General features: G+C 68.3%; 19 protein-coding genes. 6 read left to right on the top strand and 13 right to left on the bottom strand.

All coding sequences use genetic code 11. From position 1 onward, the window contains the following. The first annotated feature begins 1 nt into the window (after nt 1). The 5 genes from pgaC (at nt 2) to ASD69_RS02840 (ending at nt 3315) form a co-directional block, all read left to right on the top strand. The gene (gene pgaC / locus ASD69_RS02860; protein ID WP_056173766.1) at nt 2-1255 is read left to right on the top strand and encodes a poly-beta-1,6-N-acetyl-D-glucosamine synthase; all 1254 of its coding nucleotides are present in this window, start codon (nt 2-4) and stop codon (nt 1253-1255) included. Beyond that, a complete protein-coding gene (gene pgaD / locus ASD69_RS02855) occupies nt 1252-1773 on the top strand; it encodes a poly-beta-1,6-N-acetyl-D-glucosamine biosynthesis protein PgaD (RefSeq protein ID WP_056173763.1) in 522 nt (173 codons plus the stop codon). The genes pgaC and pgaD overlap by 4 nt, the downstream gene beginning before the upstream one ends. A 167-nt stretch (nt 1774-1940) precedes the next feature. Next, the gene (locus tag ASD69_RS02850; RefSeq protein ID WP_056173760.1) at nt 1941-2249 is read left to right on the top strand and encodes a hypothetical protein; all 309 of its coding nucleotides are present in this window, start codon (nt 1941-1943) and stop codon (nt 2247-2249) included. Nucleotides 2250-2272: 23 nt separating this feature from the next. Then, nucleotides 2273-2611 carry a YciI family protein gene (locus ASD69_RS02845; RefSeq protein WP_056173757.1) on the top strand — a complete coding sequence of 113 codons (339 nt, stop codon included), beginning with the start codon at nt 2273-2275 and terminating at the stop codon, nt 2609-2611. A gap of 89 nt (nt 2612-2700) precedes the next feature. Then, on the top strand, nt 2701-3315 hold the full coding sequence (locus ASD69_RS02840; RefSeq protein WP_157498932.1) for a hypothetical protein: 615 nt from the start codon (nt 2701-2703) through the stop codon (nt 3313-3315). A 4-nt stretch (nt 3316-3319) separates the two neighbouring features. Here ASD69_RS02840 and ASD69_RS02835 read toward each other — a convergent pair whose 3' ends face one another. After that, nucleotides 3320-4102 carry a uracil-DNA glycosylase family protein gene (locus ASD69_RS02835; protein WP_056173751.1) on the bottom strand — a complete coding sequence of 261 codons (783 nt, stop codon included), beginning with the start codon at nt 4100-4102 and terminating at the stop codon, nt 3320-3322. 304 nt (nt 4103-4406) lie between these two features. Here ASD69_RS02835 and ASD69_RS02830 point away from each other — a divergent pair, with 304 nt between their 5' ends. After that, nucleotides 4407-4784 carry a hypothetical protein gene (locus ASD69_RS02830; RefSeq protein ID WP_157498930.1) on the top strand — a complete coding sequence of 126 codons (378 nt, stop codon included), beginning with the start codon at nt 4407-4409 and terminating at the stop codon, nt 4782-4784. A gap of 22 nt (nt 4785-4806) precedes the next feature. On the opposite strand, the gene ASD69_RS02825 is transcribed toward ASD69_RS02830, so the two are convergent. The 12 genes from ASD69_RS02825 to ASD69_RS02770 form a co-directional block, all read right to left on the bottom strand. After that, a complete protein-coding gene (locus ASD69_RS02825; protein ID WP_056173745.1) occupies nt 4807-5601 on the bottom strand; it encodes a class I SAM-dependent methyltransferase in 795 nt (264 codons plus the stop codon). A 129-nt stretch (nt 5602-5730) separates the two neighbouring features. Then, complete coding sequence (locus tag ASD69_RS02820) at nt 5731-8007, bottom strand: CocE/NonD family hydrolase (RefSeq protein ID WP_157498928.1); 2277 nt, start codon at nt 8005-8007, stop codon at nt 5731-5733. Between the two features lie 91 nt (nt 8008-8098). Then, nucleotides 8099-9367 (bottom strand): glutamate-5-semialdehyde dehydrogenase, encoded by a 1269-nt coding sequence (locus ASD69_RS02815; RefSeq protein WP_056173740.1) that lies wholly within the window; start codon nt 9365-9367, stop codon nt 8099-8101. Beyond that, nucleotides 9364-10545 (bottom strand): glutamate 5-kinase, encoded by a 1182-nt coding sequence (proB, locus tag ASD69_RS02810; protein ID WP_056173737.1) that lies wholly within the window; start codon nt 10543-10545, stop codon nt 9364-9366. Before proB ends, ASD69_RS02815 begins: the two co-directional genes overlap by 4 nt. Next, nucleotides 10542-11831: an argininosuccinate lyase gene (gene argH, locus ASD69_RS02805; protein WP_056176452.1), complete on the bottom strand. Its 1290-nt coding sequence runs from the start codon at nt 11829-11831 to the stop codon at nt 10542-10544. Before argH ends, proB begins: the two co-directional genes overlap by 4 nt. 11 nt (nt 11832-11842) lie before the next feature. Beyond that, a complete protein-coding gene (gene argC / locus ASD69_RS02800; protein ID WP_056173734.1) occupies nt 11843-12805 on the bottom strand; it encodes an N-acetyl-gamma-glutamyl-phosphate reductase in 963 nt (320 codons plus the stop codon). Beyond that, nucleotides 12780-13400 (bottom strand): GNAT family N-acetyltransferase, encoded by a 621-nt coding sequence (locus ASD69_RS02795; protein ID WP_056176448.1) that lies wholly within the window; start codon nt 13398-13400, stop codon nt 12780-12782. The genes argC and ASD69_RS02795 overlap by 26 nt, the downstream gene beginning before the upstream one ends. 1 nt (nt 13401) lies before the next feature. Further along, nucleotides 13402-14730 carry an acetylglutamate kinase gene (locus ASD69_RS02790; RefSeq protein WP_056173730.1) on the bottom strand — a complete coding sequence of 443 codons (1329 nt, stop codon included), beginning with the start codon at nt 14728-14730 and terminating at the stop codon, nt 13402-13404. After that, entirely contained in the window at nt 14730-15821 is a 1092-nt protein-coding gene (locus ASD69_RS02785; protein WP_056173727.1) for an acetylornithine deacetylase, read from the bottom strand. Before ASD69_RS02785 ends, ASD69_RS02790 begins: the two co-directional genes overlap by 1 nt. Before the next feature lie 220 nt (nt 15822-16041). Beyond that, entirely contained in the window at nt 16042-17238 is a 1197-nt protein-coding gene (locus ASD69_RS02780; RefSeq protein WP_056173723.1) for an argininosuccinate synthase, read from the bottom strand. Nucleotides 17239-17383: 145 nt separating this feature from the next. Next, a complete protein-coding gene (locus ASD69_RS02775) occupies nt 17384-18391 on the bottom strand; it encodes an N-acetylornithine carbamoyltransferase (RefSeq protein ID WP_056173720.1) in 1008 nt (335 codons plus the stop codon). A 384-nt stretch (nt 18392-18775) separates the two neighbouring features. Then, nucleotides 18776-19249 (bottom strand): hypothetical protein, encoded by a 474-nt coding sequence (locus tag ASD69_RS02770; RefSeq protein WP_056173716.1) that lies wholly within the window; start codon nt 19247-19249, stop codon nt 18776-18778. Nucleotides 19250-19468 lie beyond the last annotated feature (219 nt).

Raw genomic sequence — 19468 nt, 5'->3', positions numbered from 1 at the left:
GATGATCATGCATCGTCTCCTCTACCTGCTGTTCGAGTTCGCGTTCTTCTATCCGATCGTGATGTCGTTCTTCTGGATCTCGGGCGGGCTGTACTACTACCTGCGCCGCGAGCGCCACGAGCGCCCGCGCACCGATCCGCCGCCGCTGGCGGACACCCCGCTGGTGTCGATCCTGATCCCCTGCCACAACGAGGGCGACAACGTCCACGAGACCATCGGCGCGGCGATGGCGCAGCGCTATCCGGATTTCGAAGTCATCGCCATCAACGACGGCAGCCGCGACGACACCGCCGAGAAGCTCAACGCGCTGGCCCAACAGTACCCGCGCCTGCGCGTGATCCACCTCGACCGCAACCTGGGCAAGGCCAACGCCATGCGCATGGGCGCGCTGGCCGCGCGCTCGGAATACCTGGTCTGCATCGACGGCGACGCCCTGCTGGACGAGTACGCGACCCATTGGATGGTCTGGCACCTGGCCTCGGGCCAGCGCGTCGGCGCGGTCACCGGCAACCCGCGCATCCGCAACCGCTCCACCCTGCTGGGTCGCCTGCAAGTGGGCGAGTTCTCCTCGATCATCGGCATGATCAAGCGCGCCCAGCGCGTGTACGGCCGCTTGTTCACCGTCTCGGGCGTGATCTGCGCGTTCCGGCGTACCGCCCTGCACCGGATCGGTTACTGGTCCGACAACATGGTGACCGAAGACATCGACATCAGCTGGCGCCTGCAGATGGACCACTGGGACATCCGCTACGAACCCAACGCGCTGTGCTTCATCCTGATGCCGGAAACGCTCAAGGGCCTGTGGCGCCAGCGCCTGCGCTGGGCCCAGGGCGGCGTCGAAGTGCTGCTGCGCCACAGCCGCGACCTGCTGTCCTGGCGCAAGCGCCGCATGTGGGCGGTAATGGCCGAATACATGCTCAGCGTGGTCTGGGCCTACACCATGGCCTTCATCATGCTGCTGTGGGCCTTGGGCCTGTTCCTGCCGCTGCCGCCGGAGCTGACCATCCGCAGCCTGCTGCCGTCCTGGCACGGCATGATCCTGGCGATGGTCTGCCTGCTGCAGTTCGCGGCCAGCATCATCATCGACCGCCGCTACGAGACCGGTGTCGGCCGCAACTACTACTGGATGATCTGGTACCCGATGGCGTACTGGTTGTTGAGTTTCGCGACCACGGTCACCGCGTTGCCCAAGGCGCTGCTCAAGCGCCGCGACACGCGCGCGACCTGGGTCAGTCCTGACAGGGGAATCCGATGAGCACCACCCAGCCTGGCCGCGACCCGGCCGGCCGCCAGAGCGCGGCCAAATACGACTCGCGCCTGATCCAGAAGCGACGCGCGCAACCGCGCCTGCGCCGCACCGCCTGGGGCTTCGTGACCGCGGTGTTCTGGGGCATGTACGTGTACCTGTGGATGCCGGTGATCACCTTCCTGCTGTGGGTGCTGGGCATCCGCAACGCCTACTTCGAGCTGTACATGCGCGAGCACCGGGTCGAGCCCTTCCTGCTGATCGCGCTGCCGACCCTGGCGTTGTGCGCGACCGTGCTGCTGATCGCCTGGGCCGAGTACAACCGCTGGCGCTTCTCCGGCAAGGACCGCCGCGGCGCGCCGCCCAGCGCGCCGCTGGACGACATCGCGCGTGCTTTGGGCGCCGACATCGAGATCGGCGCGGCCCTCAACGCCGGCCGCGTCGTCGTGCTGAACATGGACGCTCAAGCGATCCCGCGCGGCGTGCGCGCGGTGCTTGCGCTCACCGAGGAACCCGTTCCCGCTTAAGGCTTGCAGGAGCGGCGCGAACCGCGCCCACGGAACGGCCCGTGACGTCGTGTGCGGCCGTGGGTCGCGCCGCTTCTGTAACGCCCTCACCGCGCCGCGAGGCCGGATTGACGGCCGCGCCCCGCGATACCCAGAATCCCGCTATCGCTGGATTCGGCGGATGGCTCATGGACCACTACGCAGTCCTCGCACTCCTGCTCGCGGCGCTGGCGCTGCCGGTAGTCGCGTTCTGGCTGTTGCGATCGCGCACGCGCCTGCACGGCCTGGTCGCGGCGGGCATCGCGGTCGCGCTGGGCTGGGCGCTCAACCTAGCCTATGCGTTCGCCGCCCAGGATCCGGCCCCGGCGGCGGACGACAACGTCGCCATCGCCGCCGCTTTCGGCTGGGCCTGCCCCGCCGTGCTGGTGCTACTCACCTGGCTGGCTCGGCGTTTCGTGGTGCGCCGTGCACGCGCCGACAAACCGCAAGTGTCCTGACCGCCAATCACGGGAGAGTGGAGATGATGCGATACCTGATCTCGTTCGATGACGGAACGATGACGATTCCTGAAGCCGATTTGCCCGCGGTATCCGAGGCCTCGCACGCCGTGGTGCGCGAAGCCAAGGCCGCCGGGGTCTGGATCTTCGGCGGCGGACTTCTAAGCCAGCAGGCCAGCATCGTGGCCAGCGACGGCTCGGTCTCCGCCGGCCCCTACCCGGAAACCAAGGCAGTGATCGGCGGCTTTTCGATCATCGAAGTGCCCTCGCGGGACGAGGCGCTGCAGTGGGCGGCCAAGCTCGCCGCGTCCTGCCGTTGCGCCCAGGAAGTGCGCGAGATCATGTACAACCCGGAGTCCTGATCGCGGCGTCGGTCGTCGCGTCGCCGGCCCTGCGGCTCCCTGCCGGCGAACGCTAGCCCGAATCCGACAAGGCGCACTACCATGCGCGCATGCCGACGCCCAGCACGCACGACTACGCCGACGGCCATGTCATCCATCTCTTGCCGCGGCTCGAAACGGCATCATCGCTGGAGCGGGCGCCGGAGGCTTTAAGACTCCCACGTCGCATGAGCGTCGCCGGGCGCAGGTCGTTCGCGCTCATGAACGCGATCGCATCGGCCGGCGCCGCCTGGGCCCTGCATCTGCTCTGGACCAGCGACACGCCCGGCGCCTGGTTCAACCTCATCTTCACCGTCATGATCGGCGGGCTCACGGCCGCGCTGTGGGCGCTGTTGATCGCTTCGATCCGGCAGGCGAAGCACGAAGCTCGGCTGCAAGCGGCTTGGCGCGCAATGGGGCCCAACGCGATCGCGACGACCGGCCGGGTGAGCGAGCGGCGCTGGACGCTCGCCGAAGACGGTGCGGTCGCTTCGTTCGCGCTCGTCGTGCAGATCCCCGGCGACCGGCCGATTAGCGGCCAGTGGCATCCCGAGCACTCGCGCGAGCATCTGCTGCAAACCCAAGTTCCCGGTGTAGGCGCGCAGGCGCGCGTCTGGTGCGCCCCGAATGCCTTGGGCGACACGCCGCGGGTGATCGAAGTCGCCGATCCCTCGGTGGTGGCCTGAGCACTTACGGGACCACGATGGAGATGTTGGCCCGCTCGGTGCCGGGTGGGTCCGACATGCCCGCCCAGAAGTCCGTGTTGCGCATCCAGGGCTGTAGGCCCATCGGGAAGTCGCGGCTGGGAATCGCCGGCAGCTCGGCCGCGGTGAAGTCGTTGCCGTAGGGAACCAGGGGCTTGCTTACGTCCGGGTTCTGGATGTGCGGGCGCAGCTTGTTCAGGGCGACATTCCAGTTATCGAGCAGGTCCTTGCGCGTGATTGGCCCACCGGGCTTGTCGGCCGTAGGGTGCAGCGCCTTCTGATGGAAGGCCGTCACCGCCTGCCCGGCCGGCGTCGCCTTGAACGCGGTCCAGGCATTGAACGCGGCGTTGCCGAAGGTCACCACCGCTTCGATCTTGCCCTTCGCGAACGCCGCCTCCAGCCACTGATGACGATAGGCCTGAATCTCCGGGTCGTTGAGGTGCGGCATCGCCATGTTCTGGTTGAAGATGCCGTACACGAACGCGTTGATCATCAGATAGCTGCGCGTGTAGCCCAGCTTCTCGACGAAGCCCTGCACGCGCCGCCCGGCCTGCCCCGACAGAATCCGGCGCGTAAATGCCTCGGTCTGCGCAGGGTCCTGGCCGATGACCAACAAACGCGCGCTGCCATTGGCACGGCCGCGGTAGAAGATCGGCCCCCACAGCGAACGAAAACCGTCCGCACCCCGATACACCGTGTCGTCGGGATACTTCTGGCACAGCGTGCGGAATTTGCCCGTAGGGCCGGTATCGAACGGGTCCGTGTTCATGCTTGACTCCCTGGCTTAGCGCCGTCGCTATCTAGGAACGCGGTCTTTCCTGGTCGGCGGCCATGGTCGGGGCGGGACTGAAGGCTGCCGCGCAAGGCTGCGCACCGGCTCCGACCCCGCCTCCACCGGCTCGCCGCATCCAGCTTGCATAAGTTCAATGGCTTAGGCCTCATAGATCGGCCGCGACCGCCGACCGCTCACGCACGTGTACAAAGCCAGCCTGGGCGGCATCCCAGCGATCGCGGCTTAGCAGCTCTTCGCCCGCCGAAGCCGCATTGCGGCACGCCCCATCAGGAACCGCCCCATGAGACCAAGGATAGTTCTCGCTACCGCCCTATTGGCCCTCTTCGGCCAGCCCGCCACTGCCTCACAGACCGCCTGCCGGTTCACCGGCGGCGAATCGCCGCAATACTACGAGGTGGAGTTCATCGGCTACACCGACATCGACCCGATGGTCGTCTTCAGCTCGACGACCTTGGGCTCCGGCGATCTGATTACCTTGTCGTCGAAGCAGTACACCCTGAAACAGTTCAGCCAAAAGACGGCGACCGTCGATCTGACGTTTCGCAACCCTGGCGACGATTCGCTGCCGCCGTCTTTCACTCTGATCGGGCAGAAGGGCAAAGCCCAGCTCAAGATCAGCACGCGCACCATCGACGGAAGCTTGAGGTGCGACTTCTAGGCGACCACCTGGACTCGCAACATCACCGGCCTCCCGCGCTGACGATCCACGCCCGCGAACCGAACCACACGCCTCCATTCCCATAGTGCTGCGCGACGACTTCGCGCAGTCGCGCCCGCTCGCGCGCGGCGGCCGCTACGTCCAGCGATTGCAAGGCGGCCTTGGTGGCCTGGAACTGCTCGATCCATTCCAAGGCGGCCTCGATGCTGTCGCCGTAGTACACAGGCTCGTGTACGTTCTGAAACGTCGCCTGGGCGAACCCGGCCTCGGCGAGCAGGCGCTCGGTGACCGCCGGGTCCGCTAGCGAGAACGCGGCGGTGGATTTGGCGTGGGCACCATGCACGGCGGTGGACCACTCGTTGGCCTCGCGGGCCTGCCAGACCATCATGACGAGACGGCCGTCTTCGGTCAGCGCGCTGCGTATGTTGCGGAACGCAGCCAGCGGGTCAGCGAAGAACATGGTGCCGCAGCGGCTGATGGCGACGTCGAAGGCTTGCGATGGGAGCGGATAGGTGGCTGCGTCGCCGTGTTCGAAACGTACGTTGCGCACGCCTTGGGCTGCGGCGAATGCGCGCGCTTTCTCGATCGCCGGGGCCATGATATCGAGGCCCATCGCGCTACCGGACGCCGCCGCACGCGCCGCATCGCGGGTGGTCTGCCCTGCCCCGCAGCCGATGTCCAGCACGCGCTCATGGGCGGCGATGGCGCAGGCGCTGCGGAACACGCGGTCGTGCAACTGCAGTTCCGCGTCGTAGTCCACCGCACCGCCGACGCTCTTGGGGTGCGGGTCCGGCGATGTAGTGTCGGGCGATTGCATGGCGGCTCTCTGCGCTCGCGATCGATCGCGGGCTGGTTGAAACCCTAACACCCGCCCCCCGCACCGGACGCGACGCCTCGCACAAAGGCGTCGGTCCCGGCCCATCCATGAGTCGCATGCGGACGGCGCTCAACGGCTGAGCGGAATCTCCAGATACCCATCGCCGTACCACTTCACCCGCAGCGGTTCGCCGGCGTCGGCGATGGTCTCGTCGGACACCGGCTTGCCGCTGCCGTAGTTGATCTGCTGTTGCGGGTTGCGCAGCACGCTGACCACCGCGACCAGGCGACTGCCGGCCGCGTAGCGCCGGCTGGTCAGGCGGCCGGCGCTGAAGTCGAGTTGGGTGCGCTGGTCCGGCGTGAGCAAGGCGCGTCGCGACAGGTCGGCGACGTAGCTGGCGCGCGACTGGTAGCGCGACAGCTCGAAGTACTCGCCCTGCGGGTTGAGCTCGTACAGGCCGATGTTGAAGTCGAAGTCGCGCTTGTTCACCACCAGGTCGAGATGTCCCGAGAACAGGCCGCTGAATTCGCCGGCCTCGGCGAAGGGTGCGCTCACGAATACCAGGCTGTCGGCGGTGTCGATGACTTTATCGACGATGCCGCCACCGGGCACCATGCGGTCGGCGTCGCTGCGGTCGCGCATGTCCACGGTTTGAGTCACGTAGGCGTCGTGCCCCGACGATTGCGTCAGGAAACGATAGCGATCGCCCTCGCCTGCCGGGCCGAAGTGGAAACGCTGGCGGCGCTCGCCCATCGCAGCCAGCGAAGGAGCGTGCTTCCAGACATTGGCGCCCATCACCTGGTAGTTGATGCGGTCGGCCAGCAGCGCCGGCTTGGGTGCGCCCTTGAACACGTAGTCGAACCACTGGTAGCGCAGCACGCCGATATCCATTTGCGCGACGGGATCGAGTTTGTAGCCGCGCAGCCAATCGCCGGTGGCGACCGTGCCGCGCTGGCCGCTGATGTGGTTGTAGGGGCCGATCACCAGATAGTGCTCGGCCTGCGGGCGGTAGCGGTAGTGCTCGCGCAGGTAGTACAGCGCGCCGATCTGGGCGCCGTCGTAATAGCCCGTGGTGGTGAGCACCTTGAGGTCGAGGTCGGCGAACTCCTCGCGGTACGGGATCATGTCCTGCCAGTAGCGGTCGTAGTCGGGGTGGTCCAGCCAGCGCAGGTAGAACGGGTTGGGCACGCCGTCGATCTTTTCCAGATCGCGGTAGCTGCGCCCGCTCACATACCACTCGCGCTGCATGCGCTGCCAGCGCGCGTAGTCCTCCATGGCCGCGTTGTCGACGCTGCGATTATTGGTCACGTAGAACGGCCAATAGTACTGAAAGCCGTAGGTGATGCCGCCTTCCATCGGCACGTCGATGCCCGGCGCGCCGGTGGCCGAGGGCATCAGCGCCTTGAGCGCCTTGGGCCGATGCTTGGCCGTGGCCCACTGAGTGAAGCCTTCGTAGCTGCCGCCGTACATGCCGACGCGGCCGTCGCTCCAGGGCTGGGCCGCGATCCAGTCGATCAGCGCCGCGGCGTCGCGGCCGTCGTATTCGTAGGGCGTGGGTTTGTCAGGGCTGCAGGCCTTGCCGCGGCTGGCGCCGCCGACGCCGACGTAGCCGTGGGCGGCCGAACGCCGGGCCTCGTTGAGCAGCGTCACCGGATTGGCGTAGATGGTGAAGTTGAGTAACGTCGGCGACTTCGCCGGCGCCGAGCGCTGGCGTACCACCAGCGCGCACACGGTCGCGCCTTCGGGCGTGCGCACCGCGATGTCGCGCTGGATCGTGTAGCGGCGCTGGTCGTCCTGCGCGACCAAGCGCGGCAGCAATGGCCTGAGGTCGCGATAGACCTGCTCGATCTGATAGACCCGCGACAGACCCAAGGCCGGGTCGCGCTCGATCGTGGCCTTGCCCTTCTGCGCGGCCAGCGCATCGTCCACCGCGCGTCGTTCCTGCGCGTCTTCGGTGGGGTCCAGGTTCAGCACTCGCATGGCCAGGGCCGACGTCGGGTCGTCCATCGCCCCGACCACGTCGGCGAACGCACGCCGGAACGCCGTCTCGAAGCTCGTGCCGTCGCGCGTCTGCAGCGCCTTGGCGCGCGCATAGAGCTCGTACTGAATCAGGTTGGGGCGCACCGGCACGGGGCCGGTGCTTGGCGCGGTGCTGCGGATCTCGACCAGGCTGCGCTCGGCTTCGTCGTACTGGCCAGCGACCAGCTGCAGGCGGAAGCGGTTGTTCAAGTACCGCGCACGGTCTTCGTCGCGATAGTCGGTCAGCAGTTGCCGCGCCAGGATCGGCATCGCGGCGTCCAAGGCCGCGCGGTCCTCGACGGCCGCGGCGGGAAACGCATAGGGGGCATCGGCGAATGCGGGCAACGCGGCCAGCCACAAGCATGCACACAGGATCGGTCGCAACATTCGCCCTCCAGGCGTGACGGTTCCTGGAAGGGATGCATCCAGGCTGCCGAATCGTCGCACAAGGTCGATGGCGGCAGGGACCGGCCGGCGCTCAGGCCTGTCTCGACTCCGGATGCCGGACCTGCCCTGCCCCACGTACCACGTAGCGCTCGATGGTCAGCGACTCCACGCCCATCGGGCCGTAGGCGTGCAGGCGCGTGGTCGAGATGCCGATCTCCGCGCCCAGGCCTAGCTGGCCGCCGTCGTTGAAGCGCGAAGAGGCGTTGACCATCACCGCCGAGCTGCGGGTGCGGCGCACGAAGGCTTCGGCCGCGGCTGCGTCCTCGGTGGCGATCACCTCGGTGTGGTCGGAGCCGTGGCGGGCGATGTGCGCCAGCGCGGCGTCGAGGTCGTCGACCACGCGCAGGCTGAGGATCAGGTCCAGGTACTCGGCGTCGTAGTCGGCCTCGCTGGCCGGCTGCACGGCGTCCGAGTACGCCTGCGCGCGCGCGCAGCCGCGCAGCTCGACGCCGCGCTCGGCCAAAGCCGCGAGCGCGCGCGGCAGGAAGGCCGGCGCGATGTCGGCGTGCACCAGCAGGGTTTCCAGGGCGTTGCACACGCCCGGGCGCGAGGTCTTGCCGTCGATCAGCAAGTCCAGCGCGCGCTCCGGGTCGGCGGCGCGATCCACGTAGAGATGGCACACGCCCTTGTAGTGCTTGATCACCGGCACGCGCGCGTGTTCGGCGACGAAACGGATCAGGCCTTCGCCGCCGCGCGGGATCGCCAGATCGATCAGGTCCGACAGCTGCAGCAGTTCCAGCACGTGCTCGCGCGCGGTGTCCTCGATCAGGGTCGCGGCGGCTTCGGGCAGGCCGACTTCGCGCAAGGCCGCATGCAGGCAGGCGGCGATCGCGCGGTTGCTGGCGCGCGCTTCCGAACCGCCGCGCAGCAACACCGCGTTGCCGGCCTTCAGGCACAGCGCGGCCGCATCGGCGGTCACGTTCGGGCGCGCTTCGTAGATCATCGCGATCAGGCCCAGCGGCACGCGTTGGCGCTCGATCGTGAGGCCGTTCGGACGTTGCTCGCGGCGGGTGACTTCGCCCAGCGGATCGGGCTGGGCCGCGACTTCGCGCAGGGCCTCGGCGATCGCGGCCAGGCGCGCGGGATCCAGGCGCAGGCGATCCAGCATCGCCGGCGACAAACCGGCGGCATGACCACGTTCGAGATCCTCAGCATTGGCCGCCAGCACCTGCGCCGACTGCGCGTCCAACTGCGCGGCCATGGCTTCGATCAGCCGGCGCCGGGTCACGCCATCGCTGGCCGCGAGCGCGGCCGAGGCTGCACGCGCCTGTAGCGCCAGATTGCGCACGTAGCCGCTCATGCCGGTGTCTCCAGATCGGTGAGTTGCGCGTCCAACAGCACCAGGTCGTCGCGGTGCACCACTTCCTCGCCGTAGCGGAAGCCGAGCAACGCCTCGATCTCGCGGCTATGACGGCCGGCGATGCGTCGGGTCTCGGCGGCGTTGTACTGAGCCAGGCCGCGCGCCAACGGCGCCGCGGCGGGATCGTTGTGCGGGCGCAGTTCGAGCACGTCGCCGCGCCGGAACTCGCCCATTACCTCGACCACGCCGCCCGGCAGCAGGGAGGCGCCGCGCGCCTGCAGCGCGCTCACCGCGCCTGCGTCGATGCGCAGCGCGCCGCTGGCGGGCGCGTGGCGCAGCCATTGCTTGCGCGCACGCGCGCGATCGCGGCGCGCGGCGATAAGGGTGCCGTGCAGACGACCCTCGCCGAGCGCGCGCACGACCTCGGCGTCGCGGCCGCAGAACAGCGCGGTGGCGATGCCGGCCATCGCGGCCTTGGCGCCCGCCTCCAGCTTGGTGCGCATGCCGCCAGTGCCGAGCGCGCCGGCGCCGCCGCTGGCGGCTTGCAGCAGTTCGGGCGTCACCGCGGCCACGCGCTCGATCGGGCGCGCGTCGGGATCGCGCTGCGGGTGGCCGCTGTAGAGGCCGCCGATGTCGGTGGCGATCAGCAACAGGTCGGCGTCGACCAGCGAGGCCACCGCGGCGGCGAGGTTGTCGTTGTCGCCGAGTTTGAGTTCGTCGACCGCGACGGTGTCGTTCTCGTTGATAACCGGCAGCGCACCCAGCCGCAGCAGCTCGCGCAAGGCGGCGCGCGCGTTGAGATAGCGGCGCCGGTGGCGCAGGTCGTCGTGGGTCAGCAGCACCTGCGCCACCGGCGCGGGCGACAGCGACTGCCAGAACGAGACCAGCGAGGCCTGGCCCAGCGCGGCCAACGCCTGGCGCAGCACCAGGCCGTCGCCGCCGGTCTTGATGCGTCCGCGACCGGCCGCGACCGCGCCGGAGGACACCAGCACCACTTCGCGGCCTTCGGCGCGCGCGTGGGCGATGAAATGCGCGAGTTCGGTGGCGTAGCGCGGGTCCAGGCCGTCCTCGGACGGCCGGTCGGGCGCGCCGGCGAGCAGGCTGCTGCCCACCTTCAATACCGCGCGCCGCCAGGACGGCAAAGGCTGCGCTGCGAAGTCCTTTGCCGTCGTGCTCATGTCAGATCCTGCAATCGTTGGCGCAGGCTATCCAGGCGCAGATCGGCGGCGGCGCCGGGCGAGACGCGCGCGGCCAGGCTGGCTTCGGGATCGCCCTGGGCCCAGCGCGCGGGGTCGGCGGCCTGCTTGTAGGCGTCGCGGAACGGCAGACCTTCGCGCGCCAGATCGACCGCCAGGTCGGTGGCGTACATCGAAGGGTCCAGCGCCGCGCGCAGGCGCGCGGGCTTCCATTCCAGATTGCGCAGCAGATCCGGCAGCAGCTCCAACGCGGCCAGTCCGCGGCCGAAGGCGTGGAAGATCGCGCCCTTGGAGAACTGCAGATCGCGGTGATAGCCAGAGGGCAGCGACAGCAACTGCTCGATCTCGGTGCGCGCGGCGGCGGCGGCCGAATAGCTGGCGCGCATCAGCTCGATCACGTCGGGATTGCGCTTGTTGGGCATGATCGAACTGCCGGTGGTGTACTCGGCCGGCAGGGCGACGAAATCGAATTCGGCGCTGGTGAACAGGCTCAGGTCCCAGGCCAGGCGGCGCAGGTCCAGCAGCGCCGACGACAGCGCCTCGATCGCGCCCATCTCGAACTTGCCGCGCGACAGCTGCGCGTACGCGGCCGACACCTGCAGGCGGCCGAAGCCCAGGGCCTGGGTGGTGTGGTCGCGCGCCAGCGGCAGGTTCACGCCGTAGCCGGCCGCGCTGCCCAGCGGATTGGCGTCGACCCAGTCCAGGGTCTGGCGCGCGCGCAGCGCGTCGTCGATGAAACCTTCCGCCCAGGCCGCCCACCACATACCGGCCGAGGACACCACGGCGCGCTGCAGATGGGTGTAACCCGGTAGCGGCAGGGTGGCTTCGACTTCGGCGCGCGCCAGCGCGACCTGCGCGCTTTCGCGGCACAGCGCGTGCAGGCGCGACAGCCGGTCCTTCAACCACAAACGCGTGGCGACCAGGATCTGGTCGTTCCGGCTGCGGCCGGTGTGGATCTTGCGGCCGGCATCGCCCAGGCGCTCGATCAGGCGCGATTCGATCGCCGAATGGCCGTCCTCGTAGCGCTCGTCGAGCACGAAGTCGCCCGCGCCGAAGTCCGCGGCCAGCGTATCGAGCTCGCGCGACAGCCCGGCCAGCTCGTCGGCGGACAGGATGCCGATCTGCTGCAGCCCTTGCGCGTGAGCGCGGCTGGCTTCGATGTCGAACAGGAAGAACTCGCGATCCAGGATCACGTCCTCGCCGGCGAGGAAACGCTGGATGCGCGCGTCGACCTTGACGCCGGGTTTTTGCCAGAGCAGATCGGACATGGAGCCTTCCTTCAAAGGGGGATGCCGGCGGTTTCGTCGTAACCGAACGCCAGGTTGAGATTCTGCAGCGCCTGGGTGGCGGCGCCCTTGAGCAGGTTGTCTTCGGTCGCCACCACCACCGCGCGGCGGCCGTCGTCGGCCAGGGCGAAACCGCCCAGCTCGACATGATGGCGGCCGGCGATCGCACTGACCCACGGCGCCTCGTCGAGCACGCGCACCAGAGCTTCGCCGGCGTAGCGTTCGCGATAGCGCGCAACCAGGGCTTCGCGCGTGAGCGCCTGGCTCAGGCGCAGGTTGGCGGTGATGGTCAGGCCGCGGAAATGCGGTGCCACGTGCGGCAGGAACTCGACCGCGTGGCCAAGCTGACGCGTGACCTCGCGCTCGTGCACGTGACCGGTCAGCGCGTACGGCATCAGGTTGTCGCGCAGCTTGTCGGGATCGTTCTTGTCCGAGGGCGTGGTGCCCGCGCCCGAATAGCCGGACACGCCGAAGCACTGCACCGGGCCGTCCAGCACATCCAGCAGGGGCGCGACCGCCAGCTGCATCGCGGTGGCGTAGCAGCCCGGGTTGCTGATCCGGCGCTGGCCGGCGTAGCGCGCGCGGGTAAGTTCGGGCAGGCCGTAATACCAGCCATCGTCGAAACGGTAATCGGCCGACAGATCGACGATGACCGGGTCGACGCCGGCCGTGTCGAACGCGGCCACGCAGTCGGCGGCCTTGCCGTTGGGCAGGGCCAGGATCACCGCGTCGGCGCCGTAGCCGGGCAACTGCTCGTGCGAAGGCGCGCTATAGCGCAGCTCGCCGCCGACCTCGGGGAAATGCTCGGCCACGCGTTGGCCTTCGCGCTCGCGCGAGGACACGAAGCCGAGCTCGAAGCCCGGATGCGCGGCGATCAGGCGGATCAGTTCCGCGCCGACGTGGCCGCGCGCGCCGACGATGCCGACGGTCTTAGTCATGCTGGGCTCCGGTGGCATCGCGTGCCAGTTTGTACTCCAGGTTGCGCTTCACCGCCTGCCATTCCGTATCGATGATCGAAAACGCGACCGTGTCGCGCGGGCTGCCGTCGGCATGGCGGCGGTGGTTGCGCAGTACGCCGTCCTGCTTGGCGCCGAGCCGGGCGATGGCCGTGCGCGAGGCCAGATTGAACCAGCTGGTCTCCAAGCCCACGGCGATGCAGCCCATGGTTTCGAAAGCGTGCCGCAGCAGCAGCCACTTGGCCTGGGTGTTCAGGCCGGTGCGCTGCACGCGCGGGGCGTAGAAGGTGTAGCCGATCTGCAGGCGCGGCACCTGCGCGTCCATATCGTAGTAGCGCGTGCTGCCGACCACCCCACCCTGCCCGTCCAGCACCACGAAGGGCCAGGCCTGGCCGCGGTCGCGCATCGCCAACGCCGCCTCGATGTAGGCGTCCACGCCCTCGGGCGCCGGCACGTTGGTGTACCAAAGCCGGGCCAGCTCGCCGCCGGCCAGGGCCGCGCGCAGACCGTCGGCGTGCGCAAGGCTCAGGGGCTCGAGCGCGACGTGCTCGCCGCTCAGGCGCGGCTGCGCGCTCCAGGCTTGGTTCGCGCCCATCTCAGCCCTCCAGGGTCGGCGCGCGCCGGCTGGAATAGTCGACGCAGGCGGCGATCTCGTCGAAGCCCTGCATGCCGTACCAGAACACCTTCCACTTCTCCTGCTTCAGGCAGCCGTCGGACTCGGAGTAATAGAAGGGATTGACCGGGTTGCCGTGGCGCGAGCGCCAGAACACGCTGGGGTTCTGCTCGCGCATGACCTGCCACACCGCGCGCCCCAGGCCTTCGCCCTGGGCGTCGTCGAGCACCGCGAACTTGTCCAGGTAGGTGCGGCCCTCGGCCTCGATCAGGATCACCGCGGCGCGGTAGTTCTCGCTGACATAGGCGCGCTTGAGCGCGGTGCTGTCGAAATAGTCGTCGACCAGCTTGCGGCCGAACGCCGATTCGATCAGCGAACGCAGCCGCACCAGGTCCAGTTCGTCCCAGCGCTGCGCCTGCAGCACGCGCTCGCCGCGCCGGACCAGGGTGCCCGAGCCCTTATGGGTGAACAGTTCCTTGGCCAGCTCGGCCGGCTTGGTGATCGACACCGACGAGGTCAGCGGCAGCTTGTCCAGCAGGTCCTTGATCTGTTCGATCTTGACCCGCATGCCGCCGTTGATCCAAGGCTGCTGGATCAGGTCTTCGTATTCGGTGGACAGGTTGATCGAATCGATCACCCGGCCGTTGTCGTCGAGCAGGCCACCGGTGCCGGTCAGGAACACGATCTTGTACGGCTGCAGCATCTGCACCAGTTCGTTGGCGGCGAAATCGGCGTTGACGTTGAGGATCTGGCCGCCCGCGGTTTCGCCCAGGCTGGCGATCACCGGGATCGAACCGGCCTGCAGGCTGGCTTCGATCGGCGCCAGATTGACCTGCTTCACTTCGCCGACCAGGCCGTAAGTGTCGCGGTCGAGGTAGTCGGCCTCGAACACGCCGGAGATGATCGAGGTCGCGCGGCCGTCGCCGGATTGCAGCGCTTCGACCAGCTTGAGGTTCTGCGACTGGAACACGCGACGCACGATCGCCAACGCTTCCGGCGAGGTCACGCGCAGGCCGTTAACGGTCTGTTTGACGATACCGGCCGCCGACAGTTCGTCGTCCAGCTGCGGGCCGGCGCCGTGGATCACGATCGGGGTCAGGCCCACGTCCTGCAGGAAGGCCAGCGACGAGGTCAGCGCCTCCAGATCGTCGCGCAGCACCGCGCCGCCGACCTTGACCACGGCGAAGCGCTTGGCGTCGAGTTGGGAGAAACGCTTGAGGTACTGCGAGATCTCCTTCGCGCTGGCCATGCTGGACAGCAGGCGCACGATGGTCTGACGGGTCTGCAGATGGGCGTCCATGGAGATGGCCATCAGGCATTGCCTCCCATGATGCGGGCGACGCTGCGCGCGTAGCGCTCCAGTTGCTCCAGGCTCACCCATTCGTCGGCGGTATGCGCCTGGGCGATGTCGCCGGGGCCGTAGACGATCGCGGTCAGGCCGGCGGCCGAGAACAGCGAGGCCTCGGTCCAGAAATCCACCGCGTTGCCGATCGGCAGGTCCAGCGCGTCGGCAAGGTCGCGCGCCTCCAGACGGCGCTGCTCGGCCGTGGCGACGTCGCCCGCGGGCAGCGAGGGGCCGCGGAAGGTTTCCTCGTAACGCTCGATCGCGCCGGCTTCGATCAGGGTGCCGAAGGTTTCGTGCAGGCCGTCGATGGACATGGACGGCAGCGGCCGGAAGCCGAAGCGCAGCTCGGCGCTGGGCGCGATCATGTTGGCCTTGATGCCGCCTTCGACGCGACCGATGTTGAAGCGCAGGCCGGTCAAGCCGCCGAAGCGCTGGTGCGATTGCGATTCGACGTAGTCCAGGGCCTTGCCGCCCCAGCGCATGGTCTGGTGCAAGGCGCTGGCCTGCATGGCGTTGGCGCCGGAGGCGTGCCCGGCGACGCCGCGGAACCTCAACAGCACCGAGCTGATGCCGCGATGCGCGAGCACCGCTTCGCACAGGGTCGGCTCGGCCACGATCACTTCGTTGAAGCCATGCTGGGTGGCCAGGAAACCGGCGATACAACGCGGATCGTTGGCTTCCTCGTCGGTGCTGAACAGGAACGCGGCATCGCCCGAGCTCACCGCCGCGGCGCCCAGCAGGCCGGCGGCCGCGCCCTTGATGTCGCAGGCGCCCAGGCCGATCGCGCGCTCGTCGGTCACGCGCAGCAGGTGCGGGTCGGCGCTCCAGTGCTGCGAGGACGGCACGGTATCGAGGTGGACGTTGAACAGGCGCCGCGGATTGCCGCGCACGGCCAGCATCGACACCGCGCCGTCGCCGTGGTCGACGACCTCGATGCGGAAACCTTCGAGCTGGCTGCGCAGGTAATCGAAGATGCCGCCCGTGCCGATCTGGCGCGGCGGGTTGCGGGTGTCGAAGGACACCAGGGCTTCGAGGTGTTTCAGGACTTCGGGGAGCATGGAGTTCGTGGCTCGTCGTGTCTGGGCGGTGGTTCGGTTGCGGGTTTGGTCGCGACGTCGGCTTGCGGCTCAGTCCCCTCTCCCGCTGGCGGGAGAGGGTCAGGGTGAGGGCGCTTTTGCGGTTGCCTTGAAGAAACAGCAACGGCGAAAGCAGCTTGCGCCTGCGGCGCTCGCCCCCCTTACCCCAACCCCTCTCCCGCGCGCGGGAGAGGGGCTCGGATCACGGCTTGCGGTTGATCTCGGCCCACAAGGTGCTGCTCATGCCGAACAGCTTGATGAAGCCCTCGGCCTCGGCCACGCCCCAATCCGCGGCCTGGGCGTAGGTCGCGCCCTTGGCGTTGAGGATGTGCGGCGAGCTGATCGCGACCGCGTTGACGATGCCGCCCTGGGTCTCCAGCACGACTTCGCCGTTGACGGTGGACTGCGAACTGGCCAGGTAGGCCTCCAGGTCGGTCTTGAGCGGATCGTGGAAGAAACCTTCGTAGACCAGCTCGACCCACTTGCGCGCCACTTCCGGCTTGAAGCGGTTCTGCTGCTTGGTCAGCACCGCTTCCTCGAGCGCGCGGTGCGCGGTGAGCAGCGCGATCAGGCCCGGGGCTTCGAAGATGATGCGGCCCTTGAGGCCGATGGTGGTGTCGCCGGTGTACAGGCCGCGGCCGACGCCGTACTCGGCGAACAGGCCGTTGAGCTTGGCCAGCAGGGTGTGGCCGGCGATCTTCTGGCCGTCCAGGGACACCGCTTCGCCGTTCTCGAAGCCGATCGTCACCTTCAGCGCGTCCGTCGGCCATTCGGCACGCGGCTTGCACCAGCCGCGCGCGCCCTCGCCCGGCGCCTGCCAGCGGTCGATCTCGCCGCCGGACATGGTCAGGCCCAGCAGGTTCTCGTTGATGGTGTAGGCCTTCTGCTTGGCGCGCACGCCGAAGCCACGCTCTTCCAGATACTTCTGCTCGTAGGCGCGCACCTCGGTGTGCTCCTTCTGGATTTCGCGGATCGGCGCGACGATCTCGTAGTCGCCCAGCGCCTTCACCGCCAGGTCGAAACGCACCTGGTCGTTGCCCATGCCGGTGCAGCCGTGCGCGATCGCCTTGGTGCCCAATTCGGCGGCGCGCGCGAGCGCGGCTTCGACGATCAGGTAGCGGTCGGAGACCAGCAGCGGGTACTGGCCCTGGTAGCCCTCGCCGGCCCATACGAAGGGCTTGACGAAACCGGACCAGATCGCCGGGCCGCCGTCGACGGTGACGTGGCTGGCCACGCCGAGTTCGGCCGCGCGCTGTTCGATGAAGGCGCGCTCTTCCGCGTCCACGCCGCCGGTGTCGGCGAACACGGTGTGCACGGCCCAGCCGCGCTCCTGCAGGTAAGGCACGCAGAAGCTGGTGTCGAGGCCGCCGGAGAAGGCGAGGACGATGTCTTTGCTCATTTCTTTCTCTCTTGTCTTTGCCCCCTCGCCCGCTTGCGGGAGAGGGTTGGGGTGAGGGCAAACGAATGCGGTCAAGGTTTCGGAGCGAAGGCGAACGCGCCTCCACCCCAAGCCCTCTCCCGCGCCGCGGGAGAGGGGCTGGAAATTACTGTCCGATCAATGCCGCCATGATCGCCTTCTGCACGTGCAGACGGTTCTCGGCCTCGTCGATCGCGATGCACTGCGGGGAATCCATCACCGCGTCGGTGGCCTTGACGTTGCGGCGCAGCGGCAGGCAGTGGCTGAAGACGCCGTTGTTGGTCAGGGCCATCTTGGCTTCGTCGACGATGAAGTGCTGGTACTGGTCGCGGATCGGCTTCTCCGGGCCCCAGTTGCCGAAGTACGGCAGCGCGCCCCAGCTCTTGGCGTAGACCACGTCGGCGCCGCGGTAGGCGCTTTCGATGTCGTGGCTGATCTGCAGCGAACCGCCGCTCTCGGCGACGTTCTGCTCGGCCCAGCCCATGTAGCGCTCGTCCAGCACGTACTCCGGCGTCGGGCACAGCAGGGTCACGTCCATGCCCATGCGGGTGGCGATGGTCAGCGCCGAATTGGCGACCGCGGTGTTGAGCGGCTTGGGGTGGTAGGTCCAGGTCAGCACGTACTTCTTGCCGCGCAGGTCGGAGGTACCGAAGTGCTCCTGCAGGGCCAGCGCGTGGGCGAGCTCCTGGCAGGGATGGGTGATGGTCTCCATGTTGATGACCGGCACCGGCGAATACTTGGCGAAGCTGGCCAGCACCTTGTCCTGGCGGTCGTTGGCCCAGTCGACGAACTTCGGGAACGCGCGCACGCCGATCAGGTCGACGTAACGGCCCAGCACCTTGGCGACCTCTGCGATGTGCTCCTCGGTGTCGCCGTCCATGACCGTGCCCAGTTCGAACTCGATCGGCCACGCGTCCTTGCCCGGCTGCAGGACCACGGCGTGGCCGCCGAGCTGGAACGCGCCCAGCTCGAAGCTGGTGCGGGTGCGCATCGACGGGTTGAAGAACACCAGCGCGATCGACTTGCCTTTCAACTGGTCGCCGAGCTTGCTGCGCTTGAACGCGGCGGCCTGCGCCAGCAGCGCGTCGAGGTCGGCGCGCGACCAGTCCTGGGTGTTGAGGAAGTGCTTGATCATGGCTGGGATTCGGGATTTGAGATTGGGGATTGGGAAAGCAGGGGAACGGTGGTGGGAGGCGCGACGGGGGACGGAACTCGTAGTGCTGCTGTTACGAATCCCAGATCCCAAATCCCGAATCCCGGCGGTAGAAAACAAAAAAGCCCAGCGCTAAGGCTGGGCTTTTCGTGTGTGTGGCTTGTTACACGAACGACGGCGAGTACCGTCACCCAGCGGATTGGCAGGGCAACGGTCGGCGCGCGCGCGAGGTCATGCCCGCCGCCATGTAGGCGGAGGTGAGGACGTCGGCGTCGGCGCGCAGGTGGGTCATTAGGGGGCGAATGCTCGCATGCGGCCCCCGCCGGCGCAAGTCGAAACCGGGCCGGGGCTTATGCCGGATCGGCATCAGCGCGAGTTGAGCGGGGCCACCACCGGGGTCACGGCGACCCGGATGCGCAGCCGGTTGCCCGGATCCTCGGGCAGGCGCGAGCGGTACTTGGAGCCCTTGTAGACGTAATCCACGTCGTAGGCGATGGGCTGGCGGAACTCGCGCTCCACCGGCACCGAACGGCAGTTCTCGGCCGCGGCTTGGCGTTCGCGCTCGTGGCGGTCGCGGGTCAGCACGTCCTTGACCGCGCCGACCATGCGCGACAGGCGCGAGTCGTCGGTGGCCGGTTTCGGGCTCTGGTCGCAGCGTTTTTCGATGCTGGTCGCGGTGAGGGTCTGGTAGACCGGGGTCACGCGCAGGACCTGGGCGTACTCGTAGCGCACGTTCTCGGCCTGGATCACCGTCGTGCTCTGCGCCGACGCAACGCCGGCCCAAAGGGCCCCCAAGGCGCCAGCCAGCAAGAGTGGGACTACCAGGTCAGGACGGTTCATTGCGCTCGCATCGGTTCCGTGAACAAATTGTAAGGACCGGAGTGTAGCCACGACCTGAATCAACCCTCCAGCCCCCAAACCCGCGACGACACGACGCCCTCGCAGCGAGTCTCATTCCGCGCGCCGAGCGCGTTAGGAGCGCTTCGGGCCGGATCGGGATCGCGCGGACCTGAGCGGACGGATGCCGGCTGCGCCGGGCGGCCCCCTGCCGCTAGAATG

It is taken from the genome of Lysobacter sp. Root604 (genome assembly GCF_001427505.1).
GTDB lineage: Bacteria > Pseudomonadota > Gammaproteobacteria > Xanthomonadales > Xanthomonadaceae > Lysobacter.
Note: the sequence above shows the minus strand (reverse complement) of the source record. Positions and strands in the feature narration are given on the sequence as shown.

Coding starts and splice junctions, on each gene's coding strand:
- pgaC (WP_056173766.1), top strand. CDS start 2: ATGATCATGCATCGTCTCCTCTACCTGCTGTTCGAGTTCGCGTTCTTC.
- pgaD (WP_056173763.1), top strand. CDS start 1,252: ATGAGCACCACCCAGCCTGGCCGCGACCCGGCCGGCCGCCAGAGCGCG.
- ASD69_RS02850 (WP_056173760.1), top strand. CDS start 1,941: ATGGACCACTACGCAGTCCTCGCACTCCTGCTCGCGGCGCTGGCGCTG.
- ASD69_RS02845 (WP_056173757.1), top strand. CDS start 2,273: ATGATGCGATACCTGATCTCGTTCGATGACGGAACGATGACGATTCCT.
- ASD69_RS02840 (WP_157498932.1), top strand. CDS start 2,701: ATGCCGACGCCCAGCACGCACGACTACGCCGACGGCCATGTCATCCAT.
- ASD69_RS02835 (WP_056173751.1), bottom strand. CDS start 4,102: ATGAACACGGACCCGTTCGATACCGGCCCTACGGGCAAATTCCGCACG.
- ASD69_RS02830 (WP_157498930.1), top strand. CDS start 4,407: ATGAGACCAAGGATAGTTCTCGCTACCGCCCTATTGGCCCTCTTCGGC.
- ASD69_RS02825 (WP_056173745.1), bottom strand. CDS start 5,601: ATGCAATCGCCCGACACTACATCGCCGGACCCGCACCCCAAGAGCGTC.
- ASD69_RS02820 (WP_157498928.1), bottom strand. CDS start 8,007: ATGTTGCGACCGATCCTGTGTGCATGCTTGTGGCTGGCCGCGTTGCCC.
- ASD69_RS02815 (WP_056173740.1), bottom strand. CDS start 9,367: ATGAGCGGCTACGTGCGCAATCTGGCGCTACAGGCGCGTGCAGCCTCG.
- proB (WP_056173737.1), bottom strand. CDS start 10,545: ATGAGCACGACGGCAAAGGACTTCGCAGCGCAGCCTTTGCCGTCCTGG.
- argH (WP_056176452.1), bottom strand. CDS start 11,831: ATGTCCGATCTGCTCTGGCAAAAACCCGGCGTCAAGGTCGACGCGCGC.
- argC (WP_056173734.1), bottom strand. CDS start 12,805: ATGCCACCGGAGCCCAGCATGACTAAGACCGTCGGCATCGTCGGCGCG.
- ASD69_RS02795 (WP_056176448.1), bottom strand. CDS start 13,400: ATGGGCGCGAACCAAGCCTGGAGCGCGCAGCCGCGCCTGAGCGGCGAG.
- ASD69_RS02790 (WP_056173730.1), bottom strand. CDS start 14,730: ATGGCCATCTCCATGGACGCCCATCTGCAGACCCGTCAGACCATCGTG.
- ASD69_RS02785 (WP_056173727.1), bottom strand. CDS start 15,821: ATGCTCCCCGAAGTCCTGAAACACCTCGAAGCCCTGGTGTCCTTCGAC.
- ASD69_RS02780 (WP_056173723.1), bottom strand. CDS start 17,238: ATGAGCAAAGACATCGTCCTCGCCTTCTCCGGCGGCCTCGACACCAGC.
- ASD69_RS02775 (WP_056173720.1), bottom strand. CDS start 18,391: ATGATCAAGCACTTCCTCAACACCCAGGACTGGTCGCGCGCCGACCTC.
- ASD69_RS02770 (WP_056173716.1), bottom strand. CDS start 19,249: ATGAACCGTCCTGACCTGGTAGTCCCACTCTTGCTGGCTGGCGCCTTG.